Origin of the sequence: Maricaulis maris MCS10, from assembly GCF_000014745.1 — a bacterium.
Taxonomy (GTDB): Bacteria; Pseudomonadota; Alphaproteobacteria; order Caulobacterales; family Maricaulaceae; genus Maricaulis; species Maricaulis maris_A.
The window spans coordinates 3,261,220-3,278,458 of record NC_008347.1; the positions used below are offsets into that span (position 1 = coordinate 3,261,220).

The 17,239-nt window shown below is 62.3% G+C and carries 19 protein-coding genes; 9 read left to right on the plus strand and 10 right to left on the minus strand.

The annotated features are described in order from the left end of the window. Positions 1–120: 120 nt before the first annotated feature. The 3 genes from MMAR10_RS15345 (at position 121) to MMAR10_RS15355 (ending at position 2,599) form a co-directional block, all read left to right on the plus strand. Positions 121–771 carry a Tim44/TimA family putative adaptor protein gene (locus MMAR10_RS15345; RefSeq protein ID WP_041637071.1) on the plus strand — a complete coding sequence of 217 codons (651 nt, stop codon included), beginning with the start codon at positions 121–123 and terminating at the stop codon, positions 769–771. A 133-nt stretch (positions 772–904) separates the two neighbouring features. Beyond that, entirely contained in the window at positions 905–1,996 is a 1,092-nt protein-coding gene (locus tag MMAR10_RS15350) for a murein transglycosylase A (protein ID WP_233353839.1), read from the plus strand. Positions 1,997–1,999: 3 nt separating this feature from the next. Next, positions 2,000–2,599 (plus strand): Smr/MutS family protein, encoded by a 600-nt coding sequence (locus MMAR10_RS15355; protein WP_011644907.1) that lies wholly within the window; start codon positions 2,000–2,002, stop codon positions 2,597–2,599. A 21-nt stretch (positions 2,600–2,620) separates the two neighbouring features. Here MMAR10_RS15355 and hslU read toward each other — a convergent pair whose 3' ends face one another. Then, positions 2,621–3,928 carry an ATP-dependent protease ATPase subunit HslU gene (gene hslU, locus MMAR10_RS15360; protein WP_011644908.1) on the minus strand — a complete coding sequence of 436 codons (1,308 nt, stop codon included), beginning with the start codon at positions 3,926–3,928 and terminating at the stop codon, positions 2,621–2,623. An 80-nt stretch (positions 3,929–4,008) separates the two neighbouring features. Here hslU and MMAR10_RS15365 point away from each other — a divergent pair, with 80 nt between their 5' ends. Both MMAR10_RS15365 and MMAR10_RS15370 read left to right on the plus strand, forming a co-directional pair. Beyond that, the gene (locus MMAR10_RS15365; protein ID WP_011644909.1) at positions 4,009–4,428 is read left to right on the plus strand and encodes a VOC family protein; all 420 of its coding nucleotides are present in this window, start codon (positions 4,009–4,011) and stop codon (positions 4,426–4,428) included. Positions 4,429–4,514: 86 nt separating this feature from the next. Continuing rightward, the gene (locus MMAR10_RS15370) at positions 4,515–4,982 is read left to right on the plus strand and encodes a hypothetical protein (protein WP_011644910.1); all 468 of its coding nucleotides are present in this window, start codon (positions 4,515–4,517) and stop codon (positions 4,980–4,982) included. Here MMAR10_RS15370 and MMAR10_RS15375 read toward each other — a convergent pair. From MMAR10_RS15375 to MMAR10_RS15390, 4 genes are all read right to left on the minus strand, one after another. Beyond that, a complete protein-coding gene (locus MMAR10_RS15375) occupies positions 4,973–5,569 on the minus strand; it encodes a hypothetical protein (protein ID WP_011644911.1) in 597 nt (198 codons plus the stop codon). The two genes, MMAR10_RS15370 and MMAR10_RS15375, sit on opposite strands and share 10 nt — an antisense overlap. A 68-nt stretch (positions 5,570–5,637) precedes the next feature. After that, positions 5,638–6,207: an ATP-dependent protease subunit HslV gene (gene hslV / locus MMAR10_RS15380; RefSeq protein WP_011644912.1), complete on the minus strand. Its 570-nt coding sequence runs from the start codon at positions 6,205–6,207 to the stop codon at positions 5,638–5,640. A gap of 85 nt (positions 6,208–6,292) precedes the next feature. After that, positions 6,293–8,338, minus strand: coding sequence for a putative bifunctional diguanylate cyclase/phosphodiesterase (locus tag MMAR10_RS15385; RefSeq protein WP_233353840.1), 2,046 nt, complete (start codon positions 8,336–8,338; stop codon positions 6,293–6,295). Between the two features lie 216 nt (positions 8,339–8,554). Continuing rightward, on the minus strand, positions 8,555–9,571 hold the full coding sequence (locus MMAR10_RS15390) for an adenosine kinase (protein ID WP_011644914.1): 1,017 nt from the start codon (positions 9,569–9,571) through the stop codon (positions 8,555–8,557). A gap of 92 nt (positions 9,572–9,663) precedes the next feature. Between MMAR10_RS15390 and MMAR10_RS15395 the strand changes: the two genes are divergently transcribed. Then, positions 9,664–10,545, plus strand: a complete 882-nt coding sequence (locus tag MMAR10_RS15395; RefSeq protein ID WP_011644915.1) for an ATP-grasp domain-containing protein — start codon at positions 9,664–9,666, stop codon at positions 10,543–10,545. Positions 10,546–11,105: 560 nt separating this feature from the next. Here the strand turns inward: MMAR10_RS15395 and nth are convergent. Together nth and MMAR10_RS15405 are read right to left on the minus strand one after the other, a co-directional pair. Further along, positions 11,106–11,807, minus strand: a complete 702-nt coding sequence (nth, locus tag MMAR10_RS15400) for an endonuclease III (protein ID WP_011644916.1) — start codon at positions 11,805–11,807, stop codon at positions 11,106–11,108. Positions 11,808–11,822: 15 nt separating this feature from the next. Then, the gene (locus MMAR10_RS15405; protein ID WP_011644917.1) at positions 11,823–12,446 is read right to left on the minus strand and encodes a LysE family translocator; all 624 of its coding nucleotides are present in this window, start codon (positions 12,444–12,446) and stop codon (positions 11,823–11,825) included. A 138-nt stretch (positions 12,447–12,584) separates the two neighbouring features. On the opposite strand from MMAR10_RS15405, the gene MMAR10_RS15410 reads away from it, so the two are divergent. From MMAR10_RS15410 to MMAR10_RS15420, 3 genes are read left to right on the plus strand one after another with little or no spacing between them, the layout of a single operon-like run. After that, positions 12,585–13,433, plus strand: a complete 849-nt coding sequence (locus MMAR10_RS15410) for a methylated-DNA--[protein]-cysteine S-methyltransferase (protein WP_011644918.1) — start codon at positions 12,585–12,587, stop codon at positions 13,431–13,433. Positions 13,434–13,442: 9 nt separating this feature from the next. After that, complete coding sequence (locus MMAR10_RS15415; protein ID WP_011644919.1) at positions 13,443–14,009, plus strand: hypothetical protein; 567 nt, start codon at positions 13,443–13,445, stop codon at positions 14,007–14,009. Positions 14,010–14,026: 17 nt separating this feature from the next. Beyond that, positions 14,027–14,485: a VOC family protein gene (locus MMAR10_RS15420; RefSeq protein WP_011644920.1), complete on the plus strand. Its 459-nt coding sequence runs from the start codon at positions 14,027–14,029 to the stop codon at positions 14,483–14,485. Between the two features lie 4 nt (positions 14,486–14,489). On the opposite strand, the gene MMAR10_RS15425 is transcribed toward MMAR10_RS15420, so the two are convergent. The 3 genes from MMAR10_RS15425 to MMAR10_RS15435 all read right to left on the minus strand — a co-directional run bounded on the left by MMAR10_RS15425 (position 14,490) and on the right by MMAR10_RS15435 (position 17,173). Beyond that, positions 14,490–15,164 (minus strand): helix-turn-helix transcriptional regulator, encoded by a 675-nt coding sequence (locus MMAR10_RS15425; RefSeq protein ID WP_041637073.1) that lies wholly within the window; start codon positions 15,162–15,164, stop codon positions 14,490–14,492. Between the two features lie 114 nt (positions 15,165–15,278). Next, positions 15,279–16,103: a 4-hydroxy-tetrahydrodipicolinate reductase gene (gene dapB / locus MMAR10_RS15430; protein WP_011644922.1), complete on the minus strand. Its 825-nt coding sequence runs from the start codon at positions 16,101–16,103 to the stop codon at positions 15,279–15,281. Continuing rightward, positions 16,100–17,173: a hypothetical protein gene (locus MMAR10_RS15435; RefSeq protein WP_011644923.1), complete on the minus strand. Its 1,074-nt coding sequence runs from the start codon at positions 17,171–17,173 to the stop codon at positions 16,100–16,102. Before MMAR10_RS15435 ends, dapB begins: the two co-directional genes overlap by 4 nt. Between the last annotated feature and the right edge of the window lie 66 nt (positions 17,174–17,239).

The window sequence follows — 17,239 nt, forward strand, 5'->3', positions numbered from 1 at the left end:
CGTTAGCATGGCGACCGGCCAGCGGCAAGCAGGCATGACCACAGTGCAAAGGCTGACGCGCGACCAAATTGAGCCTATATCTGGTTCGGTGACATGTCCGCGCGCGGTTTAGTCACGCGCGTGAAGCTCAGCAAAGGTGCAACCGTCCATATGGATATCTGGACTCTCATCGGTGGTGTTGCCGCGATTTTCTTCGCCTACCGCCTCTATACGGTGTTGGGACGTCGGGAAGGCCATATGGAAGCGCCTGCCCCGCGTACCAAGCCCGAGGCCGCGTCCGATTCCGACAAGGCGCCCAGTCTCCGGCCCGCTTTTGAGGGCCCGGCTGCGGCCGGCCTGGAAGCGATTGCGGCCGTCGATACGCGCTTTGATCCGACCGCTGTCAAGGAAGGCGCCCAGAACGCCTATGTCATGATCGTCGAGGCGTTTGCGGCCGGAGATCGCAAGGTACTCGAACCGCTCCTGGCCCCCAATGTCCTGGATCGCTATACGACTGCCATCGATCAGCGTGCCGATCGGGGCGAAACCGTTCGCACCGAGGTCGAACGTTTGAAGGATGTCGATATCATCGAGGCCGGACACGCTGACAACACAGCCCGCATCAAGGTGCGGTTCGTTGCGGAAATCGCGACCGAGACCCGTGACAGTGATGACGCGGTGGTTGCGGGGGATATCGGCCGCCTGTCGACCGTCACCGAGGACTGGGTTTTTGAACGCCGGACCAACAAGGGTGATCCCAACTGGGTGTTGACCCGTGTTACCGCGGTTTGAGCACAGTCTCCTGATCGGTTCCGTGTTGCTGGCATCCTGTCAGCCGCGCCCGCCCGAACCCGTACCGCAACCGGAACCGCCGACTGTTGAGCGGCCGGAGACCCTCGATTTTCAACCCGTGGAATGGGCCGACATGCCCGGTTGGACCGAGCGTGACCTGGCGCCGGCCCTGCAGGCCTTCCAACGCAGCTGTGCACGCCTGAACCGCCGCGCTGACAGTGACCCGCTGAACCCCCAGGCCCGATGGGCAGGCCGGATTGAAGACTGGCGGGGCGCCTGCGCGGCAGCGGCGATGACCGTGGCCGGTCCTGACGCCGCGCGATCAAGCCTTGAAGCCGTTTTCACCCCGGTTCGTCTGTTGGCGCGTGACGCGGAAACATTTGAGACCCGTTCGGACGGATTGCTGACCGGTTATTACGAACCCTATGTGGAAGTCCGCCGCGAGCGGCAGGGCGAATTCACCCAGCCCCTGCGCCGACGACCCGACGACCTCGTCACAGTGGACCTTGGCCGTTTCGATGAAAGTCTCGCTGGCCGCCGCATTGTCGGTGAGGTGAGTGACGGGGAATTGGTGCTCTACAAGGACCGGGCCCGCATAGAGACCGACAATGCCGGTGATATCTTTGCCTGGGGGCGACCGGTCGACGTGTTCTTCCTGCAGATCCAGGGTTCGGGGCGGCTGGTATTTGCCGATGGTCATGAAGAGAGAGCGGCCTTTGCGGCCCATAACGGCCTCCCCTATCGCTCAATCGGGCGTGAACTGGTGCAACGCGGCGAGCTGGAAGCCCATGCGGCATCGAAACAGGGCATTGAAGCCTGGCTGTCGGCGCGTGGACCGGAGGCGACCGCAGAGTTGTTTGGCGTCAATCCGCGCTATGTCTTCTTCCAGAGTGAAAGCCTCGCCAATCCGCAGCTGGGTCCGCGCGGTTCGTCCGGTGTTGCGCTGACACCCATGGCGTCGATTGCCGTGGATACGCGCGTCATGGCCCATGGCGTTCCTGTCTGGTTGTCGGCTGACCTGCCGGAACTGGACGGATGGACCGGCCTGGTGATCGCCCAGGACTCTGGCGGAGCCATCAATGGCCCGCTGCGCGGTGATTTCTTCTGGGGCTGGGGTGAAACCGCCGAGCGTCGGGCTGGCACGACCAGGGCCCGGGCCGAGTGGACCATCCTGCTTCCGCATACCGTCGTGGCGCGCCTGTTCGCCGAAACCGAACTGAATTGATCGATGAGCCGGAAACGGACCATGCGCCCGGAAGAGCGTGCGCTCTGGAGTCGCGTCGCCAAATCGGTCAAGCCAATCTCGCAAGACCGGCTGCGCTCGCTGGAAGAAGCCGAGCCGCCTACCCCGCAAACGCCGAAGCCGGTATCGCAAAAATCGATGGATACGGCCGCCCGCGCCTACAATACAGCCGTCCCGGCATCGCCCAAGTCCCGCACTGTTGCGCCCTATGATCCGCCCACACCCCACAATAGGTCTGGCGAGAAACGGGTGCGGCGCGGCCGGCTCGAGATCGATGGCCGGATCGATCTTCACGGGCTGACCCAGGACCAGGCGCTGCGCTCGCTCCGTCACTTCCTGCAAATGGCCCATGCCGGTGGATACCGGACGGTGCTGGTCATCACAGGCAAGGGCTTCAAGTCGCGTGAGCGTGACGCGGCGCCCTGGGAGCAGGTCGAAGAGCCCGGCGTACTCAGGCGCAAGCTACCGGAATGGTTGGGGCTTCCTGAGTTTAGTCAGTATGTGTCAGGGTATGCGAAATCACACTCCCGACATGGCGGGAGCGGCGCTTTCTATGTGACGCTGAGAGTACGCGCCAAGGACTGACCCTGTTCGCCGACAGCGAGATCAAAGAATGAATTTCGACAGGTCGGCATTCTTGGCAAGCGTACCGACATGTTCGGCGACATAATCGGCATCGATGGTGATTTCCTGGCCGGACCGGTCCGACGCGGTGAAGGAAATATCCTCGACCAGCTTTTCCATCACCGTCTGCAAGCGCCGCGCGCCGATATTCTCGACACTGGCATTGAAGTCAGCGGCCAGCTTGGCCAACGCGTCGATGGCATCGTCGGTGAAGTCCAGACTCACACCTTCAGTGGCCAACAATCCCACATATTGCTTGATCAGGCTGGCCTCGGGCTCGACCAGGATCCGCTTGAGATCGGCCTCGCTGAGGGCGGACAGTTCGACGCGGATTGGCAGGCGCCCCTGCAGTTCCGGCAACATGTCCGACGGTTTGGCGACGTGGAAGGCGCCCGACGCAATGAACAGGATATGGTCGGTCTTGATGGAGCCATGCTTGGTGGCCACCGTCGTGCCTTCGATCAGCGGCAGCAGGTCGCGTTGCACACCTTCGCGGGACACATCGCCGCCGCGGGCATCCGAGCGGGCCGCGATCTTGTCGATCTCGTCAAGGAAGACAATGCCGTCATTCTCGGCCAGCTTGATGGCGTCAGCCGTGATCTGGCTGTCATCGAGCAGCTTGTCGGCTTCCTCATTGATCAGGGGCTCATAGGCGTCCTTGACCTTCATCCGCACGGTCTTGGTCTTCTGGCCGAAGCCCTTGCCGAGGATGTCGCCAATATTGATCACGCCGGCGCCGCCGGTCGGCATGCCCGGAATGTCGAGCATCTGCATGCCGGCACCGCTGTCAGCCAGCTGGATCTCGACATCCTTGTCGTCCAGCTCGCCTGCCAGCAGGCGCTTGCGGAAGCTCTCGCGCGTGGCCTCGCTGGAATTGGGACCAACCAACGCATCCACCACGCGGTTTTCTGCGGCGGCATGAGCCTTGGCCTTCACATCTTCGCGCTTGGTCTCGCGGACAATATTGATGGCGATTTCCACCAGGTCGCGGGCTATCTGTTCGACATCGCGGCCGACATAGCCGACCTCGGTGAATTTCGTCGCCTCGACCTTGATGAAGGGCGCACCGGCGAGCTTGGCCAGGCGCCGCGAAATCTCGGTCTTGCCGACCCCGGTCGGACCGATCATCAGGATGTTCTTCGGCGTTACTTCCTCGGCCAGCGCATCGTCCAGCTGGCGCCTGCGCCAGCGATTGCGCAGGGCAATGGCAACAGCTTTCTTGGCGTCGGCCTGGCCGACGATGAAGCGGTCGAGTTCGGAGACTATTTCGCGAGGGGTAAAATCGGTCATTATGGTCTTTGCATTGCTGGCGCGTCTGTCTGATGTAATGAGCTGCAGTCCGCAAAACCAGACCTGAAAGGCACTTGCCAATGACCCGTCCGAGATTCCACCTCGCCTTTCCGGTCAATGACCTGTCCGAGGCCCGGCAATTTTATGGTGGATTGCTGGGGTGTCGCGAGGGTCGGTCGTCCGAGGCCTGGGTCGATTTCGATTTCTTCGGGCATCAGATCGTTGCCCATCTGGCGCCGGACGAATGCGCCGGCGTCGTGACCGGCGCGGTTGACGGAAAGCAGGTGCCCGTCCGGCATTTCGGTCTACTGCTTGACTGGGCCGATTGGGAAGCCCTGGCCGCCCGCCTCCGGGAGGCGGGACAGGCATTCATCCTTGACCCCTATGTTCGTTTTGCCGGCGAGCCGGGGGAGCAGGGCACGTTCTTCGTCCGTGACCCCGCGGGTAATGCTCTGGAATTCAAAACCTTCCGGGACGAAAGCAGGATTTTTGCCGGCTGACCGTTTCGCCGGTCGACTTGCCCCTGGGGCCGGAATACGGCGACTATGGACCGCCGGACTCGCAATCCTGACGAAAGGAGGGCCGGATGGACAGCAAGGCCAAGACCATAACGCCCTATATTCGTTGGCTTTCGCGCTTTTCATTGCTCCTTTTGTCGCTGCACACAATCTATGTGATCGGCTGGGCGGTGGTCGATATCGCGGTGCGCGCGGGATTGTGGCCGGCCGGCCTGTGGAACTGGGATGCGGACGCCTTTTTTGCATCATTGTCGGTCTGGCAGGAGGTGGCATTCTTCTCGTCAACGGCACTTGCAATGGTCAGCTTCTGGCTGCACCTCAAGCGCAGCGCCCTGATCATCCCGGTCTTCCTGGTGTCCTACTTCCTTTACCGCCTCGACAGTTTCTTCCTGACGCTGAACGACCTGTTCAACGGGATCGGTGGATTCGAGACTTTCACACCGATGCTCGTCCTGCAGCTGGCCTTGCTGCTGGCGCTCATGCTGTTGTGGGGTGAAGGGTATTTCGACCGATCGACATTTCGGCGTCAATCATGATGCGGGTGGACCTGCAAGGCTGACCGCAATTCCGCAAACCGCGAAGCCGGTTCCGCGTCGCAATCAGACCCGCGCACCAGCAGGGAGATGACAACTTCGTTGTTGAAGCTGTCATCGGACAGGAAATACTGCTCGATCCAGATCACGCCCGCCTGATTGAAACCATGCTCGCGCAGCCAGGCCAGGTCATGCTCGGAATTCACGATCTCCGCACTGACTTCGAGACAATCCAATGGCTTCAGGCGAAACCCGGGGATCGGCCATTCGCTCAGCTCGTACCGGGTATAATTGGCGGCACCGGACCCGTCAGCGACCTGTTCGGCATGCACCATGATCGCCTGGTCATCGGCGATGAAGGCCGCCAGTGAGATGTCGAACGGCACATCATTGAACACGGCGGATCTGTCGGTCGGGCCCGCAGCGGTGAGGCTGTCATCGGCGCCAATCCGCAGCGGCAGGGTGTGCAAGGTCCGGAATTCGTTGCCATAGCGGGCCAGCATGGAATTGGGAGCCTGTGCGCCGGCGAACCCTGCAAGGCACAAGGTGGAAGCCAGCGTGACAGCGCTCAGGATTTTCCGACAGGTCAAGGCGATCCTCCGTTTTTCATCTCTCGGTGAAAGGTGGATGCGCGGGCCGTCTGGTTCGGATGCGGGACCTATGACTCCAGCGTTTCGACGGTCAGGTTTTCATTGGTGTAGACGCAGATCCGGGCCGCGATCTCCATTGCCTTGCGGGCGATGACTTCCGGATCTGCCTCATAGTCGAAGATCGCGCGGGCAGCGGACAGGGCGTAATTGCCGCCGGATCCGACCGCAACCACGCCGTCTTCCGGTTCCAGCACATCACCGGCCCCGGTCAGCAAAAAGGTCTCGTTGCTGTCACCGACGATCAGCATCGCTTCCAGCCGACGCAGATAGCGGTCGGTCCGCCAGTCCTTGGCCAGTTCGACACAGGCCCGGGCGAGTTGTTTGGGATATTGTTCCAGCTTGGCTTCCAGGCGTTCGAACAGGGCGAAGGCGTCCGCGGTTGCCCCGGCGAAGCCAGCGATGACGTCTCCGCCGGCCAGACGGCGGACCTTGCGGGCATTGCCCTTCATCACGGTCGGGCCGATCGACACCTGGCCATCACCCGCGACCACCAGGCGGCCGCCCTTGCGTACAGCGATGATGGTCGTGCCGCGCCAGAGGCTGGCGTCGGCATAATCGGGTGAGGAAGTTTGTGTCATGGACCGGTCTCCGAAAGAAGTCGTCCACAGGATGTGGCCGACCCGGCGGAGCGGATCAAGAGGGCAAACTGCCCGGCAGTGGCAATTACTCGCCGACGGCGCGGTCGGTATGGCTCTCGGTGGCGAAGGCGACAAAGTCACCGGCCGGCATCGGGCGGGCGAACAGGAAGCCCTGGGCCAGGGTCGCACCCTGGGCCCGCAGCATCTGGTGCTGTTCCGGTGTTTCCACGCCCTCGGCAACCGTTTCCAGCTTCAGTGACTTGGCCATCGCCAGGATCGTCTCGACGACGATACGGGCGTGATGATCGGTGGTCATGTCGCGCACGAAGCTCTGATCGATCTTGAAGACGTCGAACGGCATCCGCGTCAGATAGGCGAGCGAGGAATGGCCGGTGCCGAAATCATCGATGGCGAAATTGACGCCGCGATCGCGCAAGGGCTGGACCTGTTCGATCACGCGCTCCGGGTTTTCCATGGCGATGGATTCGGTCAATTCCAGTTCCAGAAGGTGCGGCGGCAGATTGGCAGCGGCGAGCGCTTCAAGCACCGAGTCCGAGAAGCCATCGCGTTCGAACTGCATGGCCGACACATTGACCGCTACCGGGATTTCAAGGCCGCGATCGCGCCAGGCGGCGGCTTCGCGGCAGGCGGCGCGCAGGACCCAGTCGCCGATCTCCCCGATCAGGCCGCATTCTTCCGCGGCCTCGATGAAAGCGCCCGGCGACAGCAGGCCGGCTGTCGGGTGCTGCCAGCGCACGAGAGCCTCGGCACCGGCGCAAGCGCCATCCGTCATCAGGACCTTGGGCTGATAGAAGACCACCAGCTGGTCTTGTGCGACGGCATCGCGAAGTTCGTTTTCCAGCACCAGGCGCTCAAACGCGGACTGGTTCATGGTCGGCTCGAAGAATTGGGCAGCAGAGCCACCGGCGCGCTTGGCGTGCGCCATGGCAAGGTCGGCGTGCCGCATCAGGGTTTCCGGATCGGCCCCGTCCTGCGGGAAGACCGCGACCCCGACCGAAACACCCAGGAAGACCTGGTGACCGGAGATTTCAAACGGCAGGCGGATCGCGTCGACCAGCTTGTTGGCGATCCGGGCCGCGTCGGCACTGTCTTCGATGGTCGGCAGAAGCACGGTGAACTCGTCGCCGCCCAGACGTGCCACCATGGACGGGTCTTCGGTATTGCCCGACGCCATGTCACAGCCGCGCGTCACCTCGGACAGCCGGCGTCCGACCATTTCCAGCAGGCGATCGCCTTCGCCTATGCCGAGCGAGTCATTGACGCGTTTGAAGCGGTCGAGGTCGAGGAAAAGCACGGCACCTGAGCCGCCATCCTCGAGCGATTTGCGGGCCACGCGTTCGGTTTCCTTGCGGAAGCGTTCGCGGTTGGGCAGCTCGGTGACCAGGTCCACATAGGCCAGGCGGTGAATGCGTTTGAGATTGCCGTCGAGGCGCGCAAACATGCGGTTGAAGGCGTTGGCGAGCACTTCCAGCTCGTCACCGGTCTTCACCGAAATGCGCATGTCGAGATTCTTGGATGAGGCCAGGCGGGCGGCGTCGGTCAGGGTCTGCACCGGGCGCAGGGCGCGGCCCACAATCAGCGCAGCCAGCGGCAGGAAGATGCCAAGCGCAAACAGGGCGATCAGGGTCTGGCGCTGGAAGGCGGCATTGCGTGAGGCGACCAGCTCGACCAGTGGCTGCTGCATGTAGACCACGCCAACCAGGCGGCGGGACTGGGTATAGACCGGTGCCGAAACCTCCAGCATGCCGTCGTGAAGGTCATAGCGCAGATCGCCTGCACCCAAAGACATCACCGCAATATCAGCGGCCCGGAGCTGTCCTTGCTCGCGATCATCATCATAGGCTTCGCCCAGGACTTCCCGACGATTGTTGAGGACATACATCTGGGATGCACCGATTGAGGCGATCAGCTCCTCGACATACAAGTCGACATAGCCGGCATCATTGGTCGAGATCGGGTTGGCCAGACGACTGGCTGTCGCTTGCAGCGTCGCCACAGAGCGCTCGATCAACAGGTTACGGGTCTCGCGTTGGGCGGACACGTTTTCCAATGTCATCAGCATGAGTGTCGTTGCGAAAATCAACGCGCCGGTCAGAAGCGTGAACTTCATGACCAGAGATCGCATTACTCGCGCAACCGCTTTGCGGATGGGTGCCATGTTAACCCCTGAACGCTCCCCCGAGAGGGTCGCGATATCGCCACCAAACACCGGGTTGGTGTCGCCACCTACCCGTTCTCAGCGATCAGAATGTCAGCAAGCACTTGAATTGTGGTTAAAATGCCGGAATTGTTTCATTAAGTTTTTAGGCAAATGCCGGACGTCCCTTTATTCAAAGGCAATCCCGGCTGTCTCGGCCAGTGTTTTCAGTGAAATTTCCGGTCGTGCTCCATAATGGGAGATCACTTCAGCCGCGCAAATCGCCCCCATCCGACCGGCTTCAGCGAGCGGTTTTTCCTGGGCAATACCGAGCAGGAAGCCAGCCGCAAACAGGTCACCAGCCCCTGTTGTATCAACAAGTTGCGTTACGGGTTCGGCTGCGACGGTCACCATCTCATCGCCGCGGGCAATGACGGCTCCCTTTTCCGATCGGGTCACGGCGACAATCGCCACATCCTTGCGCACCTGGGCCATGGCGGCGTCGAAGTCACTGGCCTCATAAAGCGCGATGATTTCGGCCTCATTGGCCAGCAGGATGTCGATATGGTGGGCGACCAGGTGCCGGAAGGCAGCCCGGTGACGTTCGACACAGAAAACATCCGACAGGGTCAGCGCCGTGCGGCGCTTGTGGGCCGCGGCCATTTCGGCAGCGGCTACATAACCGCGCTTGGCTTCTTCGCGGTCGAAGAGATAGCCTTCAAGGTAAATGATTTCAGAGGCCTGCAGAGCGTCTGCGCCTGCGGCCACATCCTTTTCCGTGACCAGTGCTGCGGCACCGAGGAAGGTCGACATGGAGCGCCCGGCGTCCGGTGTGACATTGATCAGGCAGCGCGCCGTGGCCGGACCGTCGGTCAGTGGCGGCGTGTCGAAATGAACGCCGATGGTGCGGATGTCATGGGTGAAGATTTCGCCCAGCTGGTCATCCGCGACCTTGCCGATATAGGCAGCCTTTCCGCCCAGCGAAGCGATACCGGCAACCGTGTTGGCGGCCGAGCCTCCCGACGCTTCCTTGCCCGGTTGCATCCGGGCGTAGAGCGTGCGGGCCCGATCCTCATCGATCAGGGTCATCGCGTCCTTGGCGATCCCTTCGGCGGCGAGAAATGCATCGGTTGCGGGCGAGAGAACGTCGACAATGGCATTGCCAACGGCAAGCACGTCAAAACGGGCATCGGACATCGGGGTCATCCATTTCGGCTGGTTTCCGGGGCAGGGTTAAACGCAGCGCCGCTCCAGAACAAGGCTTGCCGTCACGCCGGCGTGCGGCTAGCCAGCCTCCCATGACCCGGATCGCCTTTCTTACCGCCAGCTGCATGCTGCGCGACCACCCGGATGCCCGCAAGGACTACTGGGAATACGAGTTGGAAATCGCCGCCCTGCAGCCGGCCTGCGCGGCCATCGGGCTGAGCCTGGAACCGGTTATCTGGGACGCGGCGGATTTCGATCCATCGGTTTTCGACGCGGTCGTGATCGGAACCTGTTGGGACTACATGGAAAAGCCCGAGGCCTTCATGGCGATGCTGGAGCGTTGCAGTCGTGAGACGCGGCTGCTCAATCCACTCGAAACCGTGCGCTGGAACAGCCGCAAGACCTATCTCAAGGATCTGGCGGCCAGAGGGGCACCGATGATCCCCACCGTTTGGGCGGACGCTGCCAATGCGGACACGATCAAGGCGGCGTTCGATACGCTGGAGGCTGACGATGTGGTGGTCAAACCGGTACTGGGTGCCGGTGCCTGGCGCCAGGCCCGATTGAGACGCGATGATGCGCTGCCGACGGCGGACAAACTGCCGCCGTCCGATTGCATGATCCAGCCCTTCCTGCCGGCTGTGGCAGAAGAGGGCGAATACGCTTTCCTCTTTTTCAACCGGGACTTCTCCCACTGCGCCCGCAAGATCCCGGCGAAGGGCGATTATCGCGTCCAGTCCGAATATGGCGGCTATGAAGAAGTCCATACGCCCAGTGCCGACGAATTGGCGCTGGCGCGCTCGGTTCTCGACTGTATCGAGGGCGATGTCCTCTATGCCCGTGTCGATATGCTGCGCGGCCTCGACGGCAAACTCGCCCTGATCGAGATCGAGCTGATCGAACCTTATCTCTATCCGGAGCAGGGTCCGCAGATTGGCGAGGTCTTTGCCAGGGGCTTGAAGGCGCTGGTTTAGGACTGATCCTGACGTTGTTGTCCGTTGCCCTTGATGACTGATAGAGCCAGCTTATCCCCGCCGCGCACCCCCTTCCTTCTCCCTTGGGAGAAGGTGCGCGTAGCGCGGATGAGGGGGATTCGTTCTGCTTTCACGGGGACTTACCCCTCACCCTGGCCCTCTCCCAAGGGAGAGGGAAAGTGCGCTCTGCGAAAAAATCCGGAAAACTAATCCTCCCCCCTTTTCACCCATCGCATAATCCTCCCGTTCCCAGGCCATCTTGAGGCCCGGACCGGTTATCCGGGGGTTTGGGGATAGCGGAGCGCATCCGGTTTGGTGGGGTTGACCACCGCCAGACCCGGTGCGGCCGCCGGCAGGACTCGCGGCACAACGATTGACCGCCCTGATCCCGTCGGCTTCGATTCGGGGGCTGGAAGGCAACCCGGGAAATCTTCGCGTGCGGGATGCTTGTCGTGGCTACCGTTATTAAATCAGCGCTTTATCGGCTCCGGCCGGTATCCCGCACTCCCTCTCTGCCCAAAACGCCAGGCGAGCTCGTCGTGGCGATGTCGGTGCTTGGGTCAGGCGCCTTTCGGCGCAGGTGTCTTGTCCTTGAACTGGCAGATATCCTCGACCGGGCAGCGCCAGCATTCCGGCTTTCTCGCCTTGCACAGATAGCGACCATGCAGGATCAACCAGTGATGGGCGCCCTGGCGGAATTCGTCGGGCATGATCTTTTCCAGCCGCAATTCGACCGCCAGCGGGTCCTTGCCCGGGGCCAGCCTTGTGCGGTTGGAGACGCGAAAAATATGGGTGTCGACGGCGATGGTCGGGACACCAAACGCCTCGTTCATCACCACATTGGCGGTCTTTCTGCCGACGCCCGGGAGGGCTTCCAGAGCCGCCTGGTCTGCGGGAACCTCGCCGCCATGCCGCTCGATCAGCAATTGCGAGAGGGCGATGACATTCTTGGCCTTGGTGCGGAACAGGCCGATCGTCTTGACCCGGTCGCGGACATGATCCTCGCCCAGTGCGACCATTTTTTCCGGCGTGTCGGCTTCCTGGAACAGGAGCCGTGTCGCCTTGTTCACCCCGACATCGGTCGCCTGGGCCGACAGCGCGACGGCAACCAGCAGCGTGTAGGGATTGGTGTAGTCCAGCTCGGTCTTGGGGTCGGGGTGGTCCTGGGCGAGACGGGCCATCAGATCATGGGCCTGTTCGCGGTTGAGGCCGCGCGGCTGGCGGGGCTTTCTCTTCTTGGGTTTGGCGGCACTGGCAGGCATGCGGTCACTCCGGCGTCAGGATGGTGCGCTGTCGATGAAAAGCCATATGGCGATCACCGCCAGCAAGATGGCCAGGGCCCGGCGGACATGGAGGGTTCGGGCCGGGTTTTTCAACCAACCGGCAGCACGGGCTGCCAGCAGGACAATGATCAGATGAATGGCGGTGGCAATGGCGACCGACAGGATGGTCAGGCCAACAGCCTGTGGCAGAAGCGGCAGGTCAGGCTGAAGGAACTCCGGCAGGACGATCAGATAGAAGAGGCCGGCCTTCGGGTTCAGGAGGTTGATCATCAGCCCGTGTCGGAAGTGACGCGACAGGTGGTTGCCGGATCGAGCGGGCGAGCTCTCTCCGGAGCTCCGCCAGCCTTCCAAGGCGAGCCAGAGAAGAAACAGCATGCCCCCATAGCGCATCATGCCGAAAAGCCAGGGAGTGCGCTCGACAAGAGCCGCCAGGCCGATAGCTGCGAGCAGCCCGATGCAGAGCAGGCCGGCCATCACGCCAAGCACGGCAGAGAATCCTGCCCGTCTGCCGCGATCAGCGCTGAGAACGGCCAGCCAGGCCATGTTCGGGCCGGGGGTGAGTTCCAGCAGCAGAACGGTCAGGGCAAAAGTGAAAACTGGGTCGAGCGCGGCGGTCATGGTCTTCGATTAGGCACAAAGCTGGTTCACGTCACCTGCCAATCGGTGCCAAAGACCCGCTTCAGGCAGGCCATCCGAATATCGGGCCGCCGCAAGAAGCGGGTGGAGCCGTGCCGGTGAGCGCGTACACTCCTGCGCATGACAGCTGAACTCTATACGCTCGACGCCTCGTCCAAGGATTATCACCGCATTGCCGGTGCCCTGGCTTTTTTGGGTGATAATTGGCGGGACCATCCTGACCTCGACCGCGCCGCCAGGGCGGCCGGTCTTTCGCCGCACCATTTTCAGCGGGTCTTTACGCGCTGGGTCGGTGTCTCCCCGAAAAAATTCGTCGGGGCATTGGCCCATGACACCGCCCGCGAAGCGCTGGAAGACGGTGCCTGCATGCTCGATGCAGCTTTCGAGGCGGGTCTGTCGGGGCCCGGGCGTCTGCACGACCTGTTCATTGCCCATGAGGCGGTGACGCCGGGTGACGCCAAGCGTCGCGGGGCAGGCCTGCAATTCACCTGGGGTGTCGCGCCCTCGCCATTCGGCGATGCCGTCATGCTGGTCGCACCGCGCGGCCTGTCCGCCATGGCCTTTGCCGATCCGGATGTCGAAAGTGGTTTTGCCGATCTGGAGGCCCGCTATCCGGCCGCTGAATACACTCGTGACGACACGGTAGCTCGCCAGTGGGCCGAGCGCATCTTCACCCCGACAGGGCCGGAAAAACTCCCGCTGGCGCTCTATGGAACGCCATGGCAGCGCCAGGTGTGGCGGGCGCTTCTGACCATCCAGCCCGGCGAAACCACCAGTTACAAGTCGATTGCCGAGCACGTGAAATCGCCCAAGGCTTCGCGGGCTGTCGGGGCGGCAGTCGGTGCCAATCCGATTTCCTGGCTGATCCCCTGTCATCGTGTGCTGGCCTCGAACGGCAAGCTGACGGGCTATCACTGGGGTGTTGAACGCAAGCGGGCAATGCTCGCCTACGAGACCGCAAGGGGTTAGATTGGCGGGATGAGTAATCCCTTTCTCTACGCCGCCGGCATTGCCCTGGTTCTGGCTGCCGCCTTTTTTCTGAGCTGGCTGGCGGCCCGTCGCTCGCTGATGGAAGACGCGCGGATCGAATTCGCCGAACGTTGTTCCAGCAAGCCGGGAACGGTGAAGGGGGTCGACGCGGCAACGTTCGAACGGATCTATGTGTCAGCGCATGAGCCGCGCGGCGCGCTCTACATCGCTGCGGCGCTGGTGCTGGCCGTTGTCATAACGCCCTTTGCCGGTGTCGGCCTGATCGCCCTGTGGCCGTATATCGTCATGATGCTGGACGGCGGCCCCTGGTATGATGTCGGCTATTACCCTTGGATGTTCTACATGTTCTTCGGCCTGTGTGGCTGCTGGGCCTTCGCCGGCGCCGTGGTCGCCCGTATCCACCACGCCCGTACGCCGGAGAATTTCAACCCGGCCCTGGCACGGGCTCGCGGCGAGCCGCTCGATGAGGTTGCAATCCCACGCAAACGTCCCAAATGGGCAGTGGACGCTCTTTCGGGCGCAAAATCCGGTGCATCGCCGACATCGGATAATTGACGGTTTAGGGGGTTTTCATGCGCTATCTGCACACCATGGTCCGGGTCGCCGACCTGGAGGCCAGCCTCCGCTTTTACTGTGACGGTCTCGGACTGACGGAAATCAGCCGTTATGACAGTGAAAAGGGGCGTTTCACCCTGATTTTCCTGGCCACGCCGGAAGATGTCGCCGCGGCGGGTTATACCGGTGGCAAGATCCCGGAAGGCCTGCCTTGCGTCGAGCTGACCCATAACTGGGATCCGGAAGACTATCAGGGCGGCCGCAATTTTGGCCATCTCGCCTATCGCATGGACAATGTCTATGAGTGCTGCCTGCGCCTAATGGATATGGGTGTCACCATCAATCGCCCGCCCCGCGACGGCCACATGGCCTTTGTCCGCTCTCCCGATGGCATCTCGATCGAGCTCCTCCAGCGCGGCGACAATCTGCCGTCGCAGGAACCCTGGGCGTCGATGGAGAATACGGGCAGCTGGTAAGTCGTCAGGCCGCCCGCCGCATATCCTCATAACGTTTGCCGGGTTCGTCCTCGAAACTCTCTGCCAGGACGGTCAATCGCTCCACCCGATCGGTTCGGAAGTGTCTGAAATCATTACGTAATTCGCACCAGGCTGAGAGCAGCCAGACGCGCCCGAAACAGGTCAGCGCCAGCGGGCGTATGACCCGTTCTGTCGTATCATCGGCGAGGGATTGATAACGGACCCGCAGCTTGCGTTTGCTGGCGATGGCGTTGCGGACAGGGCCGAAGGCTTCCGGTCGCACTGTGTCGTCGAGGAAGGCCGCAAACAGCGGTACGCCGCGCAGGCGCTGACGATGGGATTCCGGCAGGGCGTGTTCGATCTTCGCCAGCGCTTCATTGGCTGCAGAGGCCAGATCCTTGTCGCCGGTCGCCTTGACGAGCCGCGCGCCCAGCGCCAGCGCGTCGAGTTGTTCAAAGGAAAATGTCAGGGGTGGCAGGTCGAATCCGGGACGCAGGACATAACCGACACCGGCCTCGCCATCAATCGGTGCGCCGGATCCGATCAGATGGGCGATGTCACGATAGATGGTTCGCTCGGAGACCTCGAAGCGATGGCCCATCTCATGTGCGGTGACGGCGCCTGGCGCGGCTTCCCGCAGGGCCTGGACAATGCGGATCAGTCGTTCGGCGCGGCGCACTGACACCTCCTGCAAATTGGACTGGCGGGATGATGTCAGGGTTTGTGGAATGCGGCAAGTCGCGGTGTTTCACGTGCAACACTGACGGATTGTCAGGAGGTTGGCGTGATGAGCCTACCCGGCCACAACGTCCTGCATCGAGTATTCGCCAGCCGCGCGGCCAGCACCGCCATTGATCATCCAGCGCGCCGCGGCGAGTGCCCCACGGGCAAAAATCGATCGATCCAGGGCGCGATGGGAAATCGTGATCTCCTCGAGTTCGGCCAGGAAGCGGACAGAATGCTCGCCGACCACGGAACCGCCACGGCTGACGGCAAAGCCGATTGATCCTGTCTTACGGGGTCCAGTCACGCCTTCCCGGCTCCAGGTCGCCAGGCTTTCCAGGCTTTCGCCCCGGCTTTTGGCCGCAGTCCGGGCCAGCATCAGCGCCGTGCCGGACGGCGCGTCGGCCTTGCGGCGGTGGTGGGTTTCATGGACCTCGATATCCCAGTCCGCCGCCGGCAGGCGCGCGGCCTCCCGTACAAGCGCCTCGGTGACGGCCACGCCAAGGGAAAAATTGCCGGCCAACAGGACTGGCAGACGATCCGCGCAGGCTGTCAGCCGGTCCGACTGCTCGCGATTGAAACCCGTGACGCCGGTGATCAGCGCCGGTCCTCCCAAACTCGCCAGGCGTTCGGCCGCGGCGACGGTCATGCCCGGAAGGCTGGCATCCAGCACGATGTCAGCCGTTTCGATCGCATGCTCCAAGGAGGTCTCGGCGCGGCAATCAATCGGGTCCCGCCCCAACCAGGTCCCGATATCTTCACCGGAAACCGGCGACTCGGCCCTCACCACGGCACCGGCGATCCGGAAGTCCGGGCTGTCGAGCAGGGCGCGACAGATGGCACTGCCCAGGCGGCCGGTCGGCCCAAGTACGGCTACACGAATGGGAGCGGTCAAACCGGTCCTCCAGTCACGAATTGGTCTGCCAGCTTCTCGAACATGTAGGAGCCGACAATCGGTAGGATCGGCAGCAGGATATAGAGTGAAAAACGTGTGGCCAGACCAGTCGACAGCGGCCATTCAGGGCGCTGCGCAACCCAGATTTCGTAGTCCGTCAGTCCCGCGAGTGCGGACGATGCCGCATCCTCTCCCGCCAGGGCCCGGTCGCGAACGCGAGCCATCTCCTCATGGATCCGGTCGAGCTCTGCAGCCTTGGCAGCGCAGATTTTCCGGTGCACGGGATTGAGGGCACTTGTCAGGATGAATACGCCCCCTGCCGCGGTCGCCAATATGGTGGGCAAGGCGATCCAGAGTTGATCGGGGTCGAGCATGAAGAGCAAGAGGATGGCGGCCATGATCATCCACGACCTGGCTGCCCGGAGTCCGATCCGGCCGAAGACACTCAATCGATCGAGGTGGAATAGGTCGACGTCAAGATAACCGGCGATGACCGCCCGTATTTCCCGACTGCGGCGGGCCACATCCATACCGGCACGAAACCCGGTTCCGAATAACAGGGGTGAAACAATCAGGAACCACAGGCCAACCGAGTTGATGTAGGCCAAAATCCCGTCCGCGGGGTTCATCAGCGCGAAATTGAACAAAATACCGAAGACAAAACCGATCCAGAACAAACCGTAATACCGGGTTCGCCAACTGACCGGTGCACCTTTGGCAAGATCCTCGGCTGCCGACCGCCCGTGTTCCGGCAAGGCTCGGGCAAGGTCCTCGACTTCTGTCTCCCAGCGCCCTTTCGCGCTTCCGGCAAAGGCCACAGCTGCCGTCAGGATGAGGGAAAGGACAAAGGCGATCCAGCTGACCTGGTGGGTGACCCAATCGCCGGCCGCGTTCGGGTACAGGAAAGGTGGGCTCTGGGTCAGCTGGGCGATCAGCACATAAAGCCCGTAGGTCAACGCGAAAACCAGCGCACTGTTGCCCACCATGCCAAACGGTGAGCGTTGGTAGACGATGTATTCGATGTTGTCGAAGCGGGCTTCCGGTTCGGCTTGCGGGCCAGTGTCGGTCAAAGCTATCCCCTCCCCATGCCAAGCGGCGTGTGTCCGGAAACCTAATCCGCTCTGCGCAGGGATGTC

What these genes read in the sequence shown, in the direction of transcription:
- MMAR10_RS15350 (WP_233353839.1), top strand. Translation starts at nt 905, where the DNA reads ATGCCCGGTTGGACCGAGCGTGACCTGGCGCCGGCCCTGCAGGCCTTC.
- MMAR10_RS15355 (WP_011644907.1), top strand. Translation starts at nt 2,000, where the DNA reads ATGAGCCGGAAACGGACCATGCGCCCGGAAGAGCGTGCGCTCTGGAGT.
- hslU (WP_011644908.1), bottom strand. Translation starts at nt 3,928, where the DNA reads ATGACCGATTTTACCCCTCGCGAAATAGTCTCCGAACTCGACCGCTTC.
- MMAR10_RS15365 (WP_011644909.1), top strand. Translation starts at nt 4,009, where the DNA reads ATGACCCGTCCGAGATTCCACCTCGCCTTTCCGGTCAATGACCTGTCC.
- MMAR10_RS15370 (WP_011644910.1), top strand. Translation starts at nt 4,515, where the DNA reads ATGGACAGCAAGGCCAAGACCATAACGCCCTATATTCGTTGGCTTTCG.
- hslV (WP_011644912.1), bottom strand. Translation starts at nt 6,207, where the DNA reads ATGACACAAACTTCCTCACCCGATTATGCCGACGCCAGCCTCTGGCGC.
- MMAR10_RS15385 (WP_233353840.1), bottom strand. Translation starts at nt 8,338, where the DNA reads ATGAAGTTCACGCTTCTGACCGGCGCGTTGATTTTCGCAACGACACTC.
- MMAR10_RS15390 (WP_011644914.1), bottom strand. Translation starts at nt 9,571, where the DNA reads ATGACCCCGATGTCCGATGCCCGTTTTGACGTGCTTGCCGTTGGCAAT.
- MMAR10_RS15395 (WP_011644915.1), top strand. Translation starts at nt 9,664, where the DNA reads ATGACCCGGATCGCCTTTCTTACCGCCAGCTGCATGCTGCGCGACCAC.
- nth (WP_011644916.1), bottom strand. Translation starts at nt 11,807, where the DNA reads ATGCCTGCCAGTGCCGCCAAACCCAAGAAGAGAAAGCCCCGCCAGCCG.
- MMAR10_RS15405 (WP_011644917.1), bottom strand. Translation starts at nt 12,446, where the DNA reads ATGACCGCCGCGCTCGACCCAGTTTTCACTTTTGCCCTGACCGTTCTG.
- MMAR10_RS15410 (WP_011644918.1), top strand. Translation starts at nt 12,585, where the DNA reads ATGACAGCTGAACTCTATACGCTCGACGCCTCGTCCAAGGATTATCAC.
- MMAR10_RS15415 (WP_011644919.1), top strand. Translation starts at nt 13,443, where the DNA reads ATGAGTAATCCCTTTCTCTACGCCGCCGGCATTGCCCTGGTTCTGGCT.
- MMAR10_RS15420 (WP_011644920.1), top strand. Translation starts at nt 14,027, where the DNA reads ATGCGCTATCTGCACACCATGGTCCGGGTCGCCGACCTGGAGGCCAGC.